Origin of the sequence: Shewanella sp. FJAT-51649 (genome assembly GCF_019457435.1) — a bacterium.
Taxonomy (GTDB): domain Bacteria; phylum Pseudomonadota; class Gammaproteobacteria; order Enterobacterales; family Shewanellaceae; genus Shewanella; species Shewanella mangrovisoli.
The window spans coordinates 724,497-741,573 of the sequence record NZ_CP080411.1 but is presented as its reverse complement, the minus strand read 5'-3'; the positions used below and the strand labels follow the sequence as shown (position 1 = coordinate 741,573).

Here is a 17,077-nt window from a genome sequence, read left to right as displayed (position 1 = left end):
TGAAACACTTAGGAATTAAAATGCGTGACGAACCAGACGATGGCCAAAACGGCTATTCCATATTCCCCAGTGTATTTGCTTGTACTGCTACTCGGGTAAATGACTCGCCCATTAGGGATTGAGACTAAATGTAACCCTTGGAGCGCGGTTAAGATAAACGCCCTCCAAGAGTTGCAACTGCTGCTTGCCTAAGCGAGCCATAATTCCACATCGCGGATAATAAAGTTACCGCTGTAGATGGGGTGAGGTTCGCCTAATGGCTCTAACTCGAAGTAAGCCTTATGCTCATCGGGTAAGCCTTCGTAGCCACCAATCACTTGATAAATCCAGCTTTCGGCATCCCACGGCAGGGCTTTTTCGGCTAAGTAATCGAGCGCCGACTGACGTAAGCCCGACTCAATCACGTCGACAAAGTAAGTGTCGACCGCTTGCTTGAGTGGATTATCAGGAATATCAAAGTCTTCATTCTGCGTCAGCGGCACGGCCACATCCTGCTCGCGCACCGTTTCGACTATGCCCTGACGACTAATCGCCTTGATATGGGCGACAATGTTCATCAACTCAAACTCTTGGCTGGCGTTATGCACATCCACAGACGCTGGGGCCAATAACACTTCGGCGCGATTGAATAGACTCGGGATTTCCTTGTGAGACACATGGTCCGCAGGGCGATAATCCGGATGCAAGTCTGTGTATAGCAACCAGCCCTTAAGCAAGCGGGTACGACCGCGAATTTGCCTAAAGCGGCCGAGGAGTTCCAGCAACCTGCCCTGCACAACACTGAGTTCCTGGGCGCAGTCGCTCATGGTCTCCTGCAAGGTCGTGACCAGTAACTTACGCAGCTCACGGATATCACCGGCGATTTCACCTAATTCGCTGAACTGGAACATCTCCAAGCCATTGAGTAATTCAGACACTTGGCTCTGGGCGAGTTCGTTTTCACGGATCTTAGCGTTAATGGTCCCGACATAACCGAACTCGTTATTGATCCGCCCCCACAACACGCGAATGGAGTAGCGTAAACTGTCGGCAAAGCTATACACATGCTCACTTAAATCAGACAAATAGGCCTCGGCGGCGCTGTAATCTGAGCTGTGGCGCGCTTCTTTATAGTGGTCGGCCAAGGTCTTAATGGTGGCGAGCGCCGAGCCGACGTTGGAGTCGATTTGGCGATTGCGCTCATCACTTAAGCCCTCTTCGAGCAAGGCACGCACCGAGCGTTTAAGGCGCAACTCTTGGTCTGGCTCTGGGCGCCATAAAATCCCCGCCTGCTTTAGTTTTTCAACTACGGCAGGATCATGGCTCTCTTCCTTAAGCGAGCCAGCAAGATAGGCATCCATAATGATGTCTGCATGGCGACCTAACTGCTTGAGTAGCTTCACCCCAGCCTGATGTAAGTTACTGCTCATCACGGCCTCCTTGGTTGATGCTGTGCGTTATCGTCCAAGGCATCATAGTAAATCCCGCTGCGTCGCCGTTTCCGCCTGCGCTTCAAGGCTTAGGCCTTCGGTCTCGTCGATAAAGCGGATCACTTCGTACAGGTAATCCAACTTGCCGGTGGCGATATAAATTTGTTTTTCAACGTTAGGGCGCACCAGATAACCAAGCTCCACTAAGCGTTTGAACACTAACTTAATTTGCGCATCGCTATTGGTACTGGTTGAACCGAATAAGCGGTATTGGCTGAGTTTGGCCAACTGCTCACGAAACGCGGGGGTATCTTCAATTCGGCTTTGCAGCTCGGTTAAACGCACTGGCGCGCCTTCGCTTAAGGGGGCATCTTGGCCGCTGGCTTCCTGCACTAATACCAGCCACTCCACCATAGGGATAAGTGCCTGACAAATATCCTTAAACTGCGATGAAATCACCTTGCGTTCGCTTTCACCTAACTGCAAATAACCGCAGAAAAACACATCGCCCTCGGCGGCCGAAGCCACGGTGCGATTGATTTGATTCAGATACGCTTCAACCCGCTCGCGGGTGCTGTTATTTTTCAATGCGCGCCAGCCATCTTCATTGGTGGTGCGGCAAATAAACTCACCTTTTAGCAAGAGTTCGATGATGGCGCCCGTGCCGACTAATACGGTTTGGTTTGACTCATTCATGGCAGCACTCATTAGATGGCCTCCTTGCTCAGGCGTTTACTCAACATATCGGCAATCGGATTGGCTTTGGGCTTCACCACCTGCAACTTCTTGGTTTGTTTATTAATAATATAACGGTTTTCGAACAGGTTCAGCACTTCTGACTCTGGGTTCGGGAAGGCGCCTAACACGCTGATATTGTTGTTACCACAGGCATCGAAAATCTTCTTCACGTTGGTATGGTGCAGCGTGCCCAGCTCGTCGATCGGCCAGTGAATGGTCACATCGGCACGGCCACGTAGCAAGCGCGTGAATGCCAACAGGAACTTACACAAGATCAGATAAGCCATACCGTGGCTCGAGGATTCGTTCAGCTGTCTGTCGGTGCGGATAATCAGGTCGCTATTGCCCTCTTTGAGGCGCAGCTCGATTTCCAGCAACTTAGCAATGCCGCCGGTTAAGGCCGCGCGACCAATAATGTCTAAGGCGCGGCGCATGCTGTTGGTATATTCCTCATCGGGCAGACCATTAAAGCCGTCGGCCTTCCACTGTTTAAAGGCTTTAACGAACTGCTCAAGCTCGGGCCAAAACTCTAATTCACTGATCTTAGAGCGAATACGGACCGCAGACTCGGATACGCCATCGAGGAATAACTCCTCGCCCACTTCGCGGGTAATGCGCGCACTCTGGGAGGCGATGCGACGGTCGATATCGGCAAGTACATCATAGAAGGCGGTTAAGTCGACCCCGAAGATCCGCCCCTGTTCGCGCAGCGCCATAATCGATTGCGGCACAATCACATTGAGTAACTGCTCCAGCTGCGGCACTAGCTTACGGTAATCCAGCAGGCGAATACCTTTGTCGTTGATAAAGCTCGACTCTTCGCGGGCACGCTCCCAAGTCTCGGCTAAACCTGAGCCTGATTTGCTGGCAATTACAGAGTCGAAATGCTCCACATATTGCTTAACCGAGCCCATCAAATAATCGCGTTTTAGCAGTAAATCTTCGCCCTGACGCAAACGCTCACCTAGGCTACCCTGAGCTTCTTCATTGTTGGCGGGCAGTTTCAGCTCGGCCAGCTTACGCATCACGGCGCGCAATTTAGTTAAGTTTTCAGAGGCTTCAATCTGCGCCGCATCCGAGGCCTTACGGTCGGTCTCGAGTTGTTGACGGCGAGTCTTCACTTCTTGGGTCTTGGCTTTAAGCTGCTGATCGATTTCCGAGGCGGCACGTTTCACGTCGCTCAATTGGGTCTGCAACTTAGGCTTACGCAGCAACCAAGTGTGTTGATACCAATCATCGAAGCGCAGTACTTCGCTGCGGCGCTGCTCGGCGCGGCTGATTTTGGTTTCAAGCTCACGGATTTGTTGCTTGAGTTTAAGGATATTGTCCTCATCCACACCGCGGGATTTAAGCTCGTTTTTGTACCAGGTTTCGCAGGCTTTCTGCTCGGCCTTAGCGCTTTCGCGGCGGGCGTCGATAGTGGCCTTGATTTGCCCCAGTTGATTGTCGAGCGCGCCAATCACTTCCTGCCAGTAGGCTTGTTTTTCCATCCGCGCTTCGAGCGCCTGCTCTTTTTGCTCTTCGAGCCAGAGCTGGTGTTGATGCTTAAGCTGCTTCAACTCGCCATCGAGTTGAGTTAAGCGCTGCTGGGCAAAGGCTTTACGCTCGGCCAGCGCCTTGTTGATCTTGTCCTGCTCACTGCGTTTCTCATCGAACAGACGACGTAAATCATCGCGGCTATTCTTGTAAGCCGTGCGGGCAAAGGTCAGTTCACGGCTGAGTTTATCCAGCTCGCCGTTGATCGCCACCAGCTGTGATTCGGCCTCGGCCTGTAATTCCTGCGCGCTTTGCAGTGCTTCTTCGGCCTTGCTTAAACGAATGCGCAGCTCCTGCTCGGAGGCGGCATATTCAGGCACATCAATGGCTTTAAGATCCAAATGCACCCCAAACAGGGTATCGCTCGCCCCTGTCACGCTCGGGTGTAAATCGGTGCGATGCAGTAACTCGGGCGCAATCACTTTACCCAGACTCTGCTCCCAACCTTGAGCTTCCTTACGCAGGAACTCGAGCAAGGTATGGGACTGCGGGAACAGCATATGGTGCAGTTCATCGAGCGATGTTTGGCGCTCGTTAACCCGCAGGCTGGCAATACGCAACGCTTCGTTGGCTTGGTCGCGTTTGGCGCGCAGCTTACGCTCATCGCTACTTAAACGTTCCACCTTAGCGTTGCAGCTTTCTTGCTCTTCGTCGGCGCGGTGAATGCGCTCGTCGAAAATCGCGAGGCTTAACTTTTCTTCCTCGGTGTAGGTCACGCCATCGACACGTAATTTAAGCTCGGCGGCATTGAGTTTGAATTGATATTCCTGCTCGCTAAAGCTCGCCTTGCCCGCATCCATTTGGCTGCGCCATTGGGCTTCGAGGGCATCGAGATCGGCTCTTGCCACTTCACGCTGTTTGTCGCGCGCTTCGCGTTGTTTATCCTGATCCGTGTGTAAGCCTTCCAGCTCGCGGTTTAACTGCTCGCCAATTTTGCTGCGGCGGGCATTGTAAGCTGCTTCAATATCTTGGTGTTTTTCGGTTTGTAACTTATGGCGCTCGCTTAGGTTTTCCATGTCTGCGCGCCAGTTTGGCAGCATGTCCAAATCGGCCTTGGCTTGCTCGATATTGGCATCTAAAAAGGCGCCGTGCTGATCTTCAATCGCATCTAGCTCGTACTCGCACTTAGCCACGTCGCCCTTGGCGGCAGATAGATCGAGGTTTAGCTCGTCACGCACTTCTTTCCATTCGTCGTCCAACATTCGAAGCTTTAAATTCAGCTCCTTAGACAGGGTTTGTTGGATCTCTAACCGATCGGCCTCTAGGCTTTCGTCGTTGCGATAACCACGGGACAGGCTCGAGAGGCGCATCTCGGCGCTGAGCAATTGGTTAAACTCCTGCTCGAGCTTTTCAAACTCGGGGCGGATCACTTCAAAGCCTTGGATTAACTGACTCTCGCGGATCCACGCCTCGACGCGCTGCGGATTGAGGCGTGAGCTAGGTGGATTCACCCCGTCTTCTTCCAAAATGGCGGCGATCATCGATTTGACCGTTTCCATTTTGCCTTCTTTGGAGTGCACCGCCTTGGCGAGTTTTTCGATATGGCGCAGTGAATGCTCACCTTCACACAGGGCGAATTGGTGCGCATAGGCTCGCAGCTCGCTGCGGTTGCTGCCCGTGCTTAACAGAGTGCGATCGTTTTGAATAATCGCGCGGTATTCGCGGGTGTTCAACAAGTTAGTGGTGGCCACGCCTTGGCGTTTTAATTCGCGGCCGAGTTCTGCCATGGTGTGGCATAAAATGGTGTCACCATTTTGGGTTTTAATGTAATCGCTTAACTCGAAACCTTTGCCGATAAAGCGGTAGTTCACCCCTTTACCATCGCCCGCCGACGCCAGCACGGCTTGGTAGAGCAAACCGTCGGCCTTTTGATATTCGTAAATGATGTAGCTTGAATCGTGTGGCAAGTACCAACGCTCGAAACTGTCACGGGTTGAAGGAACCACGCGGCTAGGATATTCGCCATAAAATACAGGCACTAAACGTTGTAGAGTGGTTTTACCCGAGGCGTTAGTACCACAAATATTGGTATGGCCATTGAGGGCGAGTTCCACAACGCCCGGAAGGTGCGTATCAATCAGCACAATACGAATCAAGCTTGGCATTTCATTCCTTATCCAAACGGGGTCAAAGCTAACCCAGATAAATCGAGCCCAAATCGAGACCATGACTCAAGATTAAACGCCGAGGCGTAAAACCTAAGTTCAACACACCTAAGCTCAACACAATAAAGGGTGGTCAGTCTCAATGGACAAAAGCATGTGACGGGTAATCATCCTTGCGAAAATTGCGAGGTAAAGTCCCATTTTGTGCCCCTAAAATAAGGCAAATAGGGGGCATAAGCAATCGAGCACCCGAGTCTTTCACCTTCGCGAAACAAGTCTGCTCAATGTTACCTCAATTCCCGTCCATTTAACGGTTAACAAAACGTCAGTAGATCACAATTGGGTATAAAAGCTCAGGGGAAAACGCTCGGTTTCTACGCTCCAAGCTGATATAGAGGCGTTGACAGCCGTTAACATTTTCAGCAACTGTCAACTTGGGTAAAACAGTGAAAGACTCGGGATCAAAGCCGAACCAAAATCACATTTCATTCACTAATCACTGCAAACGTTAACAATAAAACCCAGCTAAGTGAGTAGCCCAAATGACAAAAAATACCCGCTCCCCTTCAGCGCATAAAACGGCGCAAAACACCACGATAGACAACGCCCCGCGCCGCACCTTACTCAAAGCCATCGGCTGGACATTGGTCGCGAGCCCCTTGGTCGGCTTAGTCGGCTGCGGCTCGGAGTCCGAAGAAAGCACCAACGACAGCAACAATAGCAACACTGATACCGGCGCAGGCACAGATGTGACGACACCGAGCGATTGGGCCAGTGGTGGCACCGCCAGCATGACGGTCAACTTCCCCGACACCAGCCTCTTCACCGCCAGTGGTGCCTGTGCCTTGGCATTAACCCAATCGGCGGTGGAAGGCCCTTGCTATTTCCAAGTCGATAATCGGGATGATATTTCGGACGCCGAATCGGGTTTGCCTATGCAGATTTGCTTTCAAGTGATTGATAAAGATTGCAATCCATTGAGCGGATTAGAGGTGGAAGTCTGGCATTGTAATGTCGCTGGCGTTTACTCAGGCGACACCAGCGGCAGCGCGGATAAGAGCCGCTTTAACAGTGGCTACTGCACCGGAAATTCGAGCAAGGCGCTGCAATCCCAATGGTTTAGGGGAACCCAAGTGACCGACAGCGAGGGGCGAGTAAATTTTAAATCCTGCTTTCCGGGCTGGTACTCGGGGCGCACTATCCATGTGCACTTTCGGATACGGAACAACAATAACGACCAGTTGGTCTCCCAACTGGGCTTTAGCGAGAGTTTGACGACCGAGATTTGCACCAGCCATCCCGAATATCTGACCCGTGGCCAGCAAGATACCAGCCTCAGTCGCGACAATATTTTTGGTAGCAATTACAGCGCGTTTCTATTCAATACCAGCCAAAATGACGATGGCTCATTACTGGCGTGGCGCACACTCCAGTTGAATTAATTGAGTTGAATGAACTAATTCGATATGCATGATTGAGCCCGATAGAAAAAGCGCATCTTTCGATGCGCTTTTTCCTGTTAAATCTTTGGTTGCAGGAGTTTAGCTGTAAAGGCTTGGCGGCAAGCTGAGGCTTCTCGCACCATTAATCAGAGTCCAAGGCCTTTAAATGTTCGGCGATACGACCATAGATTAAGATCATCTCGGCGAGCGACCCGACTTGCATGCCCCGCATGAGATTGGAGCGGTGGATCTCGACCGTGCGCATAGCGATGCACAGCGTATCGGCAATCTCCTGATTTTTATAGCCTTTGGCGATAAGGGAGAGGATTTCCCGCTCACGGGGCGTAAGCGCCAGATAGGTTTTTAGATATTGATTATCTTGATAATGCGCCTTGGCATGTTCTAGCGCTTTAACGACCGCGTCGGCGAGCTTAGCGCCATCGGCGGGCTTTTGGAAAAAATCCACCGCCCCGAGTTTTAGCGCCTCCACTGCCATGGGCACATCGCCGTGGCCAGTAAGATAAATCACCGCCAGCGGACTATTGTATTGCACTAATTGCGCATGTAACTGCGGCCCGCTAAGGCCAGGCATACGCACATCGACTAAGGCACAGCCCGGCTCGCTCAAGTCGATGGCGGCAAAAAACGCCTCGGCGCTATCAAAATCGTGGATATTCAGGCCATAGCTTTCGAGCATAAACCGCAGTGAGCGGCGCACCGACTCATCGTCATCGATTAAATACACGGGCAATTCATGGCTCATGCTGGTGCTCCATCTAGCTTACGGGGTAAGGAAACCTGTGCTTGACAGCCGCCACCGAGGGCGGTTTCGAGACTAAAGCGGCCACCATGACTCTCGGCAATATCACGGCAGATCACCAGCCCCAGCCCTAATCCCTCAGACTTAGTCGAATAAAAGGCCTGCATCAGCAGATTGGCATCCTCGGTCAGCCCAGTACCGTTGTCTGTCACCGTGAGCAGTATCTTACGCTCAAGATACCTAAGGTCGATATCGATAGTGGGCAAATAGGTTTTTGCCGCATCGATCTCACTCTGCTGACGCTGTACACAGGCATCGGCGGCATTTTTCAATAGGTTGAGCAGCAGCTGCTGCATGCCGACTTCGTCCAAGGGCAATGGATAGGCTTCTCCGCTAATATTGGTGGAAAGCAAGATCTGATGCTGCTCCAACTCATAGGCGAGCAGCGGCGCAGTGTCGTTCACAAGCTGGTGCAAATATAGGGGTTGTTTTGAGACTGACCGTTTTTTCAATAAATTACGCAAACGGCTGATAATACTGTCGGCGCGGCTGACCTCTTGCTGAATCAAATTCAGCACGGATTGTAACTCTTCTGGACTCGTCCCACGCTGCAAACGCACCTCGGCGCCATGGCAGTAATGGCCAATCGCCGCCAGCGGTTGATTGAGTTCATGGGATAGACTCGCCCCTAACTCCCCGGCAATCGCGATGCGCTGGGCATGCTCCAACAGGGCACGGTTTTCAGTGAGTTGTCTCTGGGTGTTTATCAACTCGCGGCCACGGCGGCTAAAGCGATATTCGAGCCAGAAATGGTACACGTTGAGCAGCACTAAAATCGCCAACGCTAGCCAAGCCCAATGCTGATGCCGCTTCACCCATTGCCATGCTCGCTGCCACCATGGAGTTTGCAGGGGATGCATATCGAGATCTTTAAGCAGTTGATCGATCGCCAGTTGGCTCACGGCCGTGGTCCAACCCGCGGATTCGGCGGCTCTCGCGGCGGGGCTGTCTTCGGGTAAGGCCAGTAGTGCTTGAGTCACCTGCTTGGCTAAGGTTTGTGTCGCACGATTGGTCTTAGCCATAGACCAGTTGGGATAGAGCCGACTCGACACTTGGCAATGAAACCCAACGGGCACCTGATTATCGAGTACCCGATAATCCTTTATGTTAATCAAGCCTTCAGCCTGCATTTGCTCAAGCTGGCACACGGGCACAATTGCCGCATCTAAGCCAGGAGCTTTAACGCTGGGTACTTTAACGCTGGGTACTTTACCGCTTAGTGCTTTACCGCTTGGTGCATCTGTACCACTAAGTTCATTTGCCCCACCCAGCTGACCTGTAGCGCCGAGCTGATAAACCAGGTTATCGAGTGGAAAACCTAAGGGAACAATTTCCCCAACCAAATCAGGTAAATCTATGCCCTTTAGCTGCGCCTCGTAGACCATAGTGAGATAACCACCGAAGGCATTTTTGGAGACTATGCCAAGGCGCTTGCCCTTGAGATCCTGCAAGGTTTGATAGGGGGAATCGGCCCTGACCACCAGCGCCGAACCCACCTGCATGGCCGCGCCATTGTTGATTGGGCTTCGTAGGGTGGCGAGCCAAGACAGGGAATACTGCCGCGCCAACATCACCGACTGCCCGGGGTTAGTGATCACAAAATCGAGGCCCTCGGTTTCAACCCCTCTTGCGAGCTCCTCAAGGCTTAAGGGATGCAACCTAAAGTAACTATTGGGAATTTGTGACTCAAGCCAGCCCATCAGCGGTTGCCAACGATTGATGGTGCCCTTATAGCCACGAATAGCCAATACGCCCACATCGACCACTTGATAGTTAGCGCCAGCTTCATCCATCAGCTCTCCCGCGGGCGCAACCGTTAATGCGCCTAACTCAGTAGCTTGAGCGGCCGAAACTTCAGCCATGGTTGAGAGACTCAGCAGGCCAAATAAGACGATGACGAATGTGAATCCCGTTCGCCAACTCTTGATTGATACTATGGTTGATACGACAACACTCAACACTGTGCCCATACTCCTTAGCCCTAGGATGAGATCCATTTTGTTGCTAAATCATAAACCCTAATTTTTGAGAGGTCATTCTAACTGATATTTGTTGCGCTAGATCAAGTCCCTATCGGGTATGTGGAAAACCACTATAGAGATGCCACCCCGCCTTTTACAGAATGCCCCTAACGCTAAACCTTAAGTCTTTCGACCCGTTTTATCTGTAAGAGTGAAGGAAATTCCTATGGACAAGAGTAAACGTCAGTTTCTCGGAAAAATGGCCAGTGTGAGTGTCGGCGCCGCACTCATTCCCGTCGTGCAAGTGCAAGCCCAACCGGCTCAAACTGCAGCTACGGGCAAACGCTACGGCATGGTGATTGACCTGCGCCGCTGTGTCGGCTGTCAGGCCTGTACCGTGGCGTGCACCTTCGAAAACCTGCCGCCCTTGGGGCAATTTCGTACCACAGTGCAGCAATATGAAGTGTCGCAACAGGATGCAGCTACGCCCCCCGCATTTTTGATGTTGCCAAGACTGTGTAATCACTGTGAAAACCCGCCTTGCATCCCGATTTGCCCTACGGGTGCCACCTTCCAACGCCCAGATGGCATTGTGGTCGTCAACAACGAATGGTGCGTCGGCTGCGGATACTGTGTGCAGGCTTGCCCCTACGATGCGCGCTTTATCAACCACGAGACCAACACCGCCGATAAATGCACCTTCTGCGCCCACAGGCTCGAAGCAGGACTCTTACCCGCCTGTGTCGAAACCTGTGTCGGCGAAGCGAGGGTGATTGGCGATCTAAACGATCCTCACAGCCATATCAGCCAACTACTCAAAGCGAATCAAGCGGATATCAAGGTGCTCAAGCCCGATGCCAACACGGCGCCTAGAGTGTTTTATATCGGCATGAACAGCGCCTTCGAACACAGGATCAGCGGCCAAGCCCCCGTTCGTACCCTACTGACAGACACTGGCGAGGAGATCCACCATGGTCATTAAAGAAATCTTTACCCCAGATATCGCCATCACTTGGCTACCTTGGGCGGTGCAGTACTTCTTTTTAATGGGTTTGGCCTACGCCAGTGTGTGGGTGGCGACCATTCATTTATTTAGTGCGAAACAAACCGATGCCAGACTGCTCAAGCTCTGCGCCTGCTTGATGCTCACCGCCGGCATAGTCGCACCGATTGCACTGCTTGCTGACCTACACCAACCGCTGCGGGCATGGCATTTCTATGCCCAAATCAGACCGCATTCGTGGATGTGGTACGGCGCCTTTTTACTACCGATATTTTCGGGCTCGAGTCTAGTGTTTGCTTGGTTGTTACTGCGCCAATACTTGCCAACCAAAGCCTCGACACAAGGGGAATCGTCCCAAGATTGGGTAAGGCGTATTGCCCAACTTATCCGCCTAGGAGACTGGGATAGTGATAAATGGATCAAGCCAATTGCACTGATTGCTAGCCTAAGCGCCTGCAGTATTGCGCTTTATACCGGAATGGAGACCATGGCGATTAAAGCGCGGCCGCTCTGGCATACCTATTGGTTACCGCCATTGATGGCGACCAGTGCCCTGCTCGCCGCCTGCGGCACACTCGCCCTACTCAATCGCATTTTGCACGGTTATCAAGCCAGTACCCAAGACAGATTACTGCAATGGGTCAGGGCAAGCTTTGGCCTCTTCGCCCTGTGTCTTATCGGCTGGGCCTTATTCGATAACGGCTCGGCGCACGAAGCGGCGTTGTTATTAGACACCAGCCCAAGCTGGCAACTCGCCGCAATCTGGGTATTGGTCACCCTCGCTTTGCTGGCATTGGTATTAGCAGTGCGCCGCCTCCCCTCGGTATTGATGTTAGTCGTCAGTCTGACAGCGGTACATCTGGCATGGGGATTTCGCTGGATTGTACTTATCCAAGCGCAAACCGACCCTAAATACGGCGCTGGCACTTATTTCTATCAACTGCCATGGGGGCCAGAGGGCCTATTAGGTATCGCGGGCACCTTCGGCCTCTGGCTCGCACTGATGGTGTTAGTGTCTGAATTTATTCGCTATCAACCCAGCTCAACTAAGTTGGCCTCTTGAGACACAGCATCGTCCATATCAAGAGAAGTTACCGCATTAAGGAGTCCGTAATGGATAAGAGTAAACGTCGTTTTATCAAAGGCGCTGCTGTGACGGGTGGCGTGGGATTATTTGCCGCAGGTTACAGCCATACCTTAGCGCAAATGGGCAAAGGAGTGGTGAATGGCAGTTCGGGCAAGACCACCCAAGATCCTATTCATGGCAATTCGCTAGCCCCTGAATATAAAGTAGATTTAACCTCAGGCCAGCTGATTGGCAACGATGAACAACGCATCGCTAATACCATGTGTCTCGGCTGCTGGACCAAATGCGGCGTGCGCGCCCGTATCGACAATAAGACAGATAAAATCCTCCGCATCAGCGGCAATCCCTATCATCCGCTCTCAGCGCGGGAACATATCGACTTCGATACCCCGGTCAAAACCGCCTTAGTCGGCTTAAGTGCCTATCAGGAGCAGGGCTTACAGGGGCGCTCTACCGCCTGCGCCCGTGGTAATGCCATGTTAGAACAATTAGATAGCCCCTATCGCGTCACCCAATGCCTTAAACGGGTCGGGCCGCGCGGCAGTGGGCAATGGCAAAGCATCAGTTTCGAGCAACTGCTGACCGAGGTTGTCGATGGTGGTGACTTATTTGGTGAGGGGCATGTCGAAGGCTTAAGGGCAATTCGCGATATCAGCACGCCACTCGATGCCAATAATCCTGAATATGGCCCCAAGGCCAACCAATTATTGGTGTCAAACGCCTCGGATGAGGGCCGAGATGTCATTATTAAACGCTTTACCTTCAATAGCTTCGGTACACGAAATTTTGCCAACCACGGCGCCTATTGCGGCTTTACCTATCGCGCTGGTGCGGGTGCTCTGCTCGACGATTTAAAAAAGTACGCTCACCTTAAGCCCGATTGGGACAATAGCGAGTTTCTACTGTTTATCGGTACTTCACCGCAGCAATCGGGCAACCCTTTTAAACGCCAGGCGCGGCAGTTGGCCAATGCTAGAGTCGATGGGCGAAAATTCAGCTATGTGGTGGTATCGCCAATGCTGCCCAACACCTCGAACCAACCCTGCGCAGGCAACAATACTTGGCTGCCCATTCGCCCCGCAACCGACTCCGCCCTCGCCATGGGCATGCTGCGCTGGATTATCGATAACCAGCGCTATGCCAGTGCGTTTTTAACCGCGCCCAATGCCGAGGCGGCGAAAGCAGCAGGCTACCGAGGCTTTAGTAATGCCAGCTTCTTAATCATCAGCACGCCGAATCACCCCAGATACGGCCAATATTTGTATGCCAGCGATCTCGGCCTGCCCTTCGAAGGCAAACCTTATGGCGAGCAGGATTCTCCACTGGTTGTCGATGCCGCTACTGGGCAGATCCTACCAGCGGGACAATGCGCCAAGGCGCAACTTGAGGTTGAGCAAAGCATGAATACGCCAAAGGGTGAGCTGAGCGTGAAATCGAGTTTCCAGCTGCTCAGTGAAGCCGCGCGCAGCGTCGAGATGGCCGACTACGCCAAGGAGTGCGATATTAGCGAGGCGCAAATTGCCGCCCTCGCCCACAAGTTTACTAGCCATGGCACTAAGGCGGCGGTGATTTCCCACGGCGGCACCATGAGTGCTAACGGTTTTTACAGCGCATGGGCGATTATGATGCTTAACGCCATGATAGGTAACTTAAATCTTAAGGGCGGCGCTATAGCTAAGGGCGGCACCTTCCCCGCCTTTGGACCTGGCCCAAGGTACAATTTGCAGGAGTTTGACGGCATGGTCGAACCTAAGGGCGTATTCCTTTCCCGCTCTAAGTTCCCCTACGAAAAAACCTCTGAGTACCGCCGTAAAATCGAGGCAGGAGAGTCGCCCTATCCGTCGAAGGAACCTTGGTTTCCCATCTCATCGCCCCTGCTCGGTGAGCATTTAACTGCGGCGGTGCATGGTTATCCCTATCGACTCAAGGCATGGATCAACCATATGGGTAACCCGATTTATGGTCAGGCGGGCCTTGGCGAAGCCATTGGTGAACAATTAAAAGATCCCACAGTATTACCGCTATTTATCAGCATCGACAGCTTTATCAATGAGACCTCGGCGCTGTCGGACTACATAGTCCCCGACACCTTAACCTATGAATCTTGGGGCTGGAGCGCCGCGTGGCACGGCACGCTCACCAAAGAAGCCACAGGGCGCTGGCCGATTGTCGAGCCGAGGGTCGCCAAAACCGCTGACGGCGATGTGATTTGTATGGAGTCTTTCCTTAGCCAAGTGGCGATAAAACTCAATCTGCCCGGCTTTGGTGACAATGCGGTCAAGGCCGCCGATGGCAGTCTGCATCCTCTGAGCCGCGCGGCGGACTTCTCGCTCTACGGCGCAGCGAACGTGGCTTACCTTGGTAAACCCGTTGCCGATATCAATGCCGAGGATATGTACTTCAGTGGTGTTGGGCGCATTCAAGCGGACCTCAATGCCAGACTTAACCCAGAAGAGGTCAAAAAAGTCAGTTACTTATTTGCCCGTGGCGGCCGCTTTGAGAATATCAGCGCTGGCCGTGACGAGGCGGGCAACCCCAGCAAGGTTTGGCCAAAACCTTTAATGCTGTGGAACCCAGAGGTGGGCAGTCGGCGCAACAGCTTAAGCGGCGAATATATGAGTGGCTGTCCAAGGCGTTATCATCCATCGCTCGCCAACGGCACCCCCTTGGAGCAAGCATTCGATAAGTCACAGTGGCCGCTGCTGATCAGCAGTTATAAGTCGCATACCATGAGTTCGATGAGCATAGGTTCGGACCGTTTGCGCCAAGTGCACCCCAATAATCCGGTGCGCATCAATGAGCAAACGGCCAAGCGCTTCGGCATTAAAACCGGTGATACGGTTAAGATCAGCACACCTAATGGCAGCGTAGTGGCTTTAGTGGAATGTGTGGCGGGCGTACATCCCGACTGTATTGCCATCGAGCACGGCTATGGCCATAAGGAGTTAGGCGCGCGGGACATAGTTATCGATGATAAAAAGATCGCCGCCAATCCGCTGATCCGCGTCGGAGTCAATATGAACGACTTAAATCTGTTCGACCCAAGCCGCCATGGGCGCTATCCGCTGGTGGACTGGGCCAGCGGCGCATCGGCGCGGCAAGGACTGCCCGCCAAGATAGAGAAAATCGCTTGACCTAAGCTCGCCATCCAAGGCGCTTGTATCAGCGCCTTGGATAAATAACCCACCTTTGAAGCTCGACACATGTCGCTCTTTTTTATCCTCAGCTTGATCTTATTTTGGCGATAATTGGTATCTATCTCACAGCATTAAGTTTCGTTGAAAAGCCACTTACGCGTAAAATCATGGCTATATTTACACTATGCCTAAATCAGCAGCTTAGGCACTCAGCGCCGTTTTTGAGTTAACCCACTCATCAGGAGTATTCAGTGTTTAATTCTTCACTACGTAAAGACCTAGCAGAAAGCGAAATAAAGCGCAGGGAAGCCGAAGCCGTTGTCGATTCAATCAAGGCGAGTATCGCAACGATTGAGTTTACCCCCGATGGCATCATCCTCGACGCGAATCCGCTGTTTTTAAAGGCTGTAGGCTACTCACTGGACGAGATTGTCGGTAAGCACCACAAATTATTTTGTGCCGCAGACTATGTAAACTCCTCTGAGTATCAACAGTTTTGGCGCGAGTTAAAGCAAGGACAGGCGAAGGAAGGCAAATTCCCCCGCGTGCATAAGAATGGCCAAGAGATCTGGCTTAGGGCGACCTATTTCCCCATCAAGCTGGATGGTAAAATCACTAAGATCATGAAAACCGCAGCGGTGATCACTGAGGATAAATACCAACTGGATGCTCAGGCGGCACTGTTTACCGCCCTGCAAAAATCCCAGGCGATTATCGAGTTCAGCCCCGAGGGTAATGTCCTCAATGCCAATGCCAACTTCCTCAGAACCATGGGGTATAGCAAGGAGCAACTGCAGGGCAAGCATCACCGTCTGTTCTGCTTCGATAACTTCTATCAGGATAATCCGCATTTTTGGGATGACCTACGACGCGGGCAATACAAGAAAGGCCTATTCCAACGTAAAAATGCCTACGGGGATTCGATTTGGCTTGAGGCCGTCTACAACCCCGTGATGGATGATCACGGCAAAGTGGTGAAGGTGATCAAGTTTGCCAGTGACATTACCCAAAGGATCATCAAGAGTCATGCGATTCGGGATGCGGCCAATATCGCCCATGCCACCTCGCAGAGCACGGTGGAACAGGCTAACCGCGGCGTGCAATTGCTCGACGCGACGGTAAACACCTCTAATGCTATTGCGGCGCAGACCCACAAAACCACTGAGTCTATGGTGAAGCTCAACGAGCAATCCCAAAGTATTCAAGCGATTGTGGCAACCATCAGTGCGATTGCCGATCAAACCAATCTACTGGCCCTCAATGCCGCCATCGAAGCCGCCCGCGCGGGCGAACAAGGTCGAGGCTTTGCCGTGGTGGCCGATGAGGTACGCCAATTAGCGGCGAGAACCAGTAAATCGACTGGCGAAATTGCTGCCGTGGTTGATAAGAACAGCCAACTGACGGCCAGTGCCACCAGCATGATGAATGAGGTTGAGCGCATCGCCGAGGAAGGCAAACAGCAATTAGCGGAAGTCACCGCCGTGATGGGCGATATTCGCACTGGCGCAGAGAATGTCGCCGAGACAGTCTCGCAACTGTCTATTGATTAACCTATTTTGGCTAAGCGTTAATGGATAAGCGAGAGGCTTAACCTATGGCTAAACAGAAAGGCAGAGTTGATAAGTGAAGTGGGAAAACGGCTGGAGAGCGAGGGTAGCAAGTTAAATAACCTAGCTAAGCTCTTGGGATAACAGGCTTTAAAGCTGTTGTTATCCCATGTGGTTTAAATTGAGCCTTATCCATTATCGGCGTCTTGGTTCATCCTAGGCGCCACACTTACCGGATCACTCAGGCCTTACTTGAAACAGGTCTTGGTTAAAACAGGTCGACTCAAAATAC

Annotated in this window: 10 protein-coding genes; 5 read left to right on the top strand and 5 right to left on the bottom strand. The window is 52.3% G+C overall.

Translation table 11 applies throughout. The annotated features are described in order from the left end of the window. Positions 1–188 precede the first annotated feature (188 nt). Genes K0H59_RS03245 through K0H59_RS03235 form a run of 3 tightly spaced genes read right to left on the bottom strand, consistent with a single transcriptional unit; the run spans position 189 to position 5,788 of the window. Positions 189–1,409 (bottom strand): hypothetical protein, encoded by a 1,221-nt coding sequence (locus tag K0H59_RS03245; protein WP_011715822.1) that lies wholly within the window; start codon positions 1,407–1,409, stop codon positions 189–191. A 42-nt stretch (positions 1,410–1,451) separates the two neighbouring features. Continuing rightward, positions 1,452–2,105, bottom strand: coding sequence for a condensin complex protein MksE (locus tag K0H59_RS03240; protein ID WP_037422308.1), 654 nt, complete (start codon positions 2,103–2,105; stop codon positions 1,452–1,454). Positions 2,106–2,116: 11 nt separating this feature from the next. Further along, on the bottom strand, positions 2,117–5,788 hold the full coding sequence (locus K0H59_RS03235) for an ATP-binding protein (RefSeq protein WP_220054648.1): 3,672 nt from the start codon (positions 5,786–5,788) through the stop codon (positions 2,117–2,119). A 542-nt stretch (positions 5,789–6,330) separates the two neighbouring features. Here K0H59_RS03235 and K0H59_RS03230 point away from each other — a divergent pair. Further along, a complete protein-coding gene (locus K0H59_RS03230) occupies positions 6,331–7,230 on the top strand; it encodes an intradiol ring-cleavage dioxygenase (RefSeq protein ID WP_220054647.1) in 900 nt (299 codons plus the stop codon). A gap of 142 nt (positions 7,231–7,372) precedes the next feature. Here K0H59_RS03230 and K0H59_RS03225 read toward each other — a convergent pair whose 3' ends face one another. Further along, positions 7,373–7,993, bottom strand: a complete 621-nt coding sequence (locus K0H59_RS03225) for a response regulator transcription factor (protein ID WP_220054646.1) — start codon at positions 7,991–7,993, stop codon at positions 7,373–7,375. Continuing rightward, positions 7,990–9,912: a PhnD/SsuA/transferrin family substrate-binding protein gene (locus K0H59_RS03220; protein ID WP_408733569.1), complete on the bottom strand. Its 1,923-nt coding sequence runs from the start codon at positions 9,910–9,912 to the stop codon at positions 7,990–7,992. The genes K0H59_RS03225 and K0H59_RS03220 overlap by 4 nt, the downstream gene beginning before the upstream one ends. A 325-nt stretch (positions 9,913–10,237) precedes the next feature. On the opposite strand from K0H59_RS03220, the gene dsrO reads away from it, so the two are divergent. The 4 genes from dsrO to K0H59_RS21320 all read left to right on the top strand — a co-directional run bounded on the left by dsrO (position 10,238) and on the right by K0H59_RS21320 (position 16,788). Then, the gene (gene dsrO / locus K0H59_RS03215; RefSeq protein WP_220054644.1) at positions 10,238–10,993 is read left to right on the top strand and encodes a sulfate reduction electron transfer complex DsrMKJOP subunit DsrO; all 756 of its coding nucleotides are present in this window, start codon (positions 10,238–10,240) and stop codon (positions 10,991–10,993) included. Further along, positions 10,983–12,077: an NrfD/PsrC family molybdoenzyme membrane anchor subunit gene (gene nrfD, locus K0H59_RS03210; RefSeq protein WP_220054643.1), complete on the top strand. Its 1,095-nt coding sequence runs from the start codon at positions 10,983–10,985 to the stop codon at positions 12,075–12,077. The genes dsrO and nrfD overlap by 11 nt, the downstream gene beginning before the upstream one ends. Before the next feature lie 50 nt (positions 12,078–12,127). Continuing rightward, positions 12,128–15,235: a tetrathionate reductase subunit A gene (locus K0H59_RS03205; protein WP_220054642.1), complete on the top strand. Its 3,108-nt coding sequence runs from the start codon at positions 12,128–12,130 to the stop codon at positions 15,233–15,235. Between the two features lie 254 nt (positions 15,236–15,489). Then, positions 15,490–16,788 carry a PAS domain-containing methyl-accepting chemotaxis protein gene (locus K0H59_RS21320; protein ID WP_220054641.1) on the top strand — a complete coding sequence of 433 codons (1,299 nt, stop codon included), beginning with the start codon at positions 15,490–15,492 and terminating at the stop codon, positions 16,786–16,788. Positions 16,789–17,077: the final 289 nt, after the last annotated feature.

What these genes read in the sequence shown, in the direction of transcription:
- dsrO (WP_220054644.1), top strand. Translation starts at nt 10,238, where the DNA reads ATGGACAAGAGTAAACGTCAGTTTCTCGGAAAAATGGCCAGTGTGAGT.
- K0H59_RS03205 (WP_220054642.1), top strand. Translation starts at nt 12,128, where the DNA reads ATGGATAAGAGTAAACGTCGTTTTATCAAAGGCGCTGCTGTGACGGGT.
- K0H59_RS03220 (WP_408733569.1), bottom strand. Translation starts at nt 9,912, where the DNA reads ATGGCTGAAGTTTCGGCCGCTCAAGCTACTGAGTTAGGCGCATTAACG.
- K0H59_RS03235 (WP_220054648.1), bottom strand. Translation starts at nt 5,788, where the DNA reads ATGCCAAGCTTGATTCGTATTGTGCTGATTGATACGCACCTTCCGGGC.
- K0H59_RS03240 (WP_037422308.1), bottom strand. Translation starts at nt 2,105, where the DNA reads ATGAATGAGTCAAACCAAACCGTATTAGTCGGCACGGGCGCCATCATC.
- nrfD (WP_220054643.1), top strand. Translation starts at nt 10,983, where the DNA reads ATGGTCATTAAAGAAATCTTTACCCCAGATATCGCCATCACTTGGCTA.
- K0H59_RS03225 (WP_220054646.1), bottom strand. Translation starts at nt 7,993, where the DNA reads ATGAGCCATGAATTGCCCGTGTATTTAATCGATGACGATGAGTCGGTG.
- K0H59_RS03230 (WP_220054647.1), top strand. Translation starts at nt 6,331, where the DNA reads ATGACAAAAAATACCCGCTCCCCTTCAGCGCATAAAACGGCGCAAAAC.
- K0H59_RS03245 (WP_011715822.1), bottom strand. Translation starts at nt 1,409, where the DNA reads ATGAGCAGTAACTTACATCAGGCTGGGGTGAAGCTACTCAAGCAGTTA.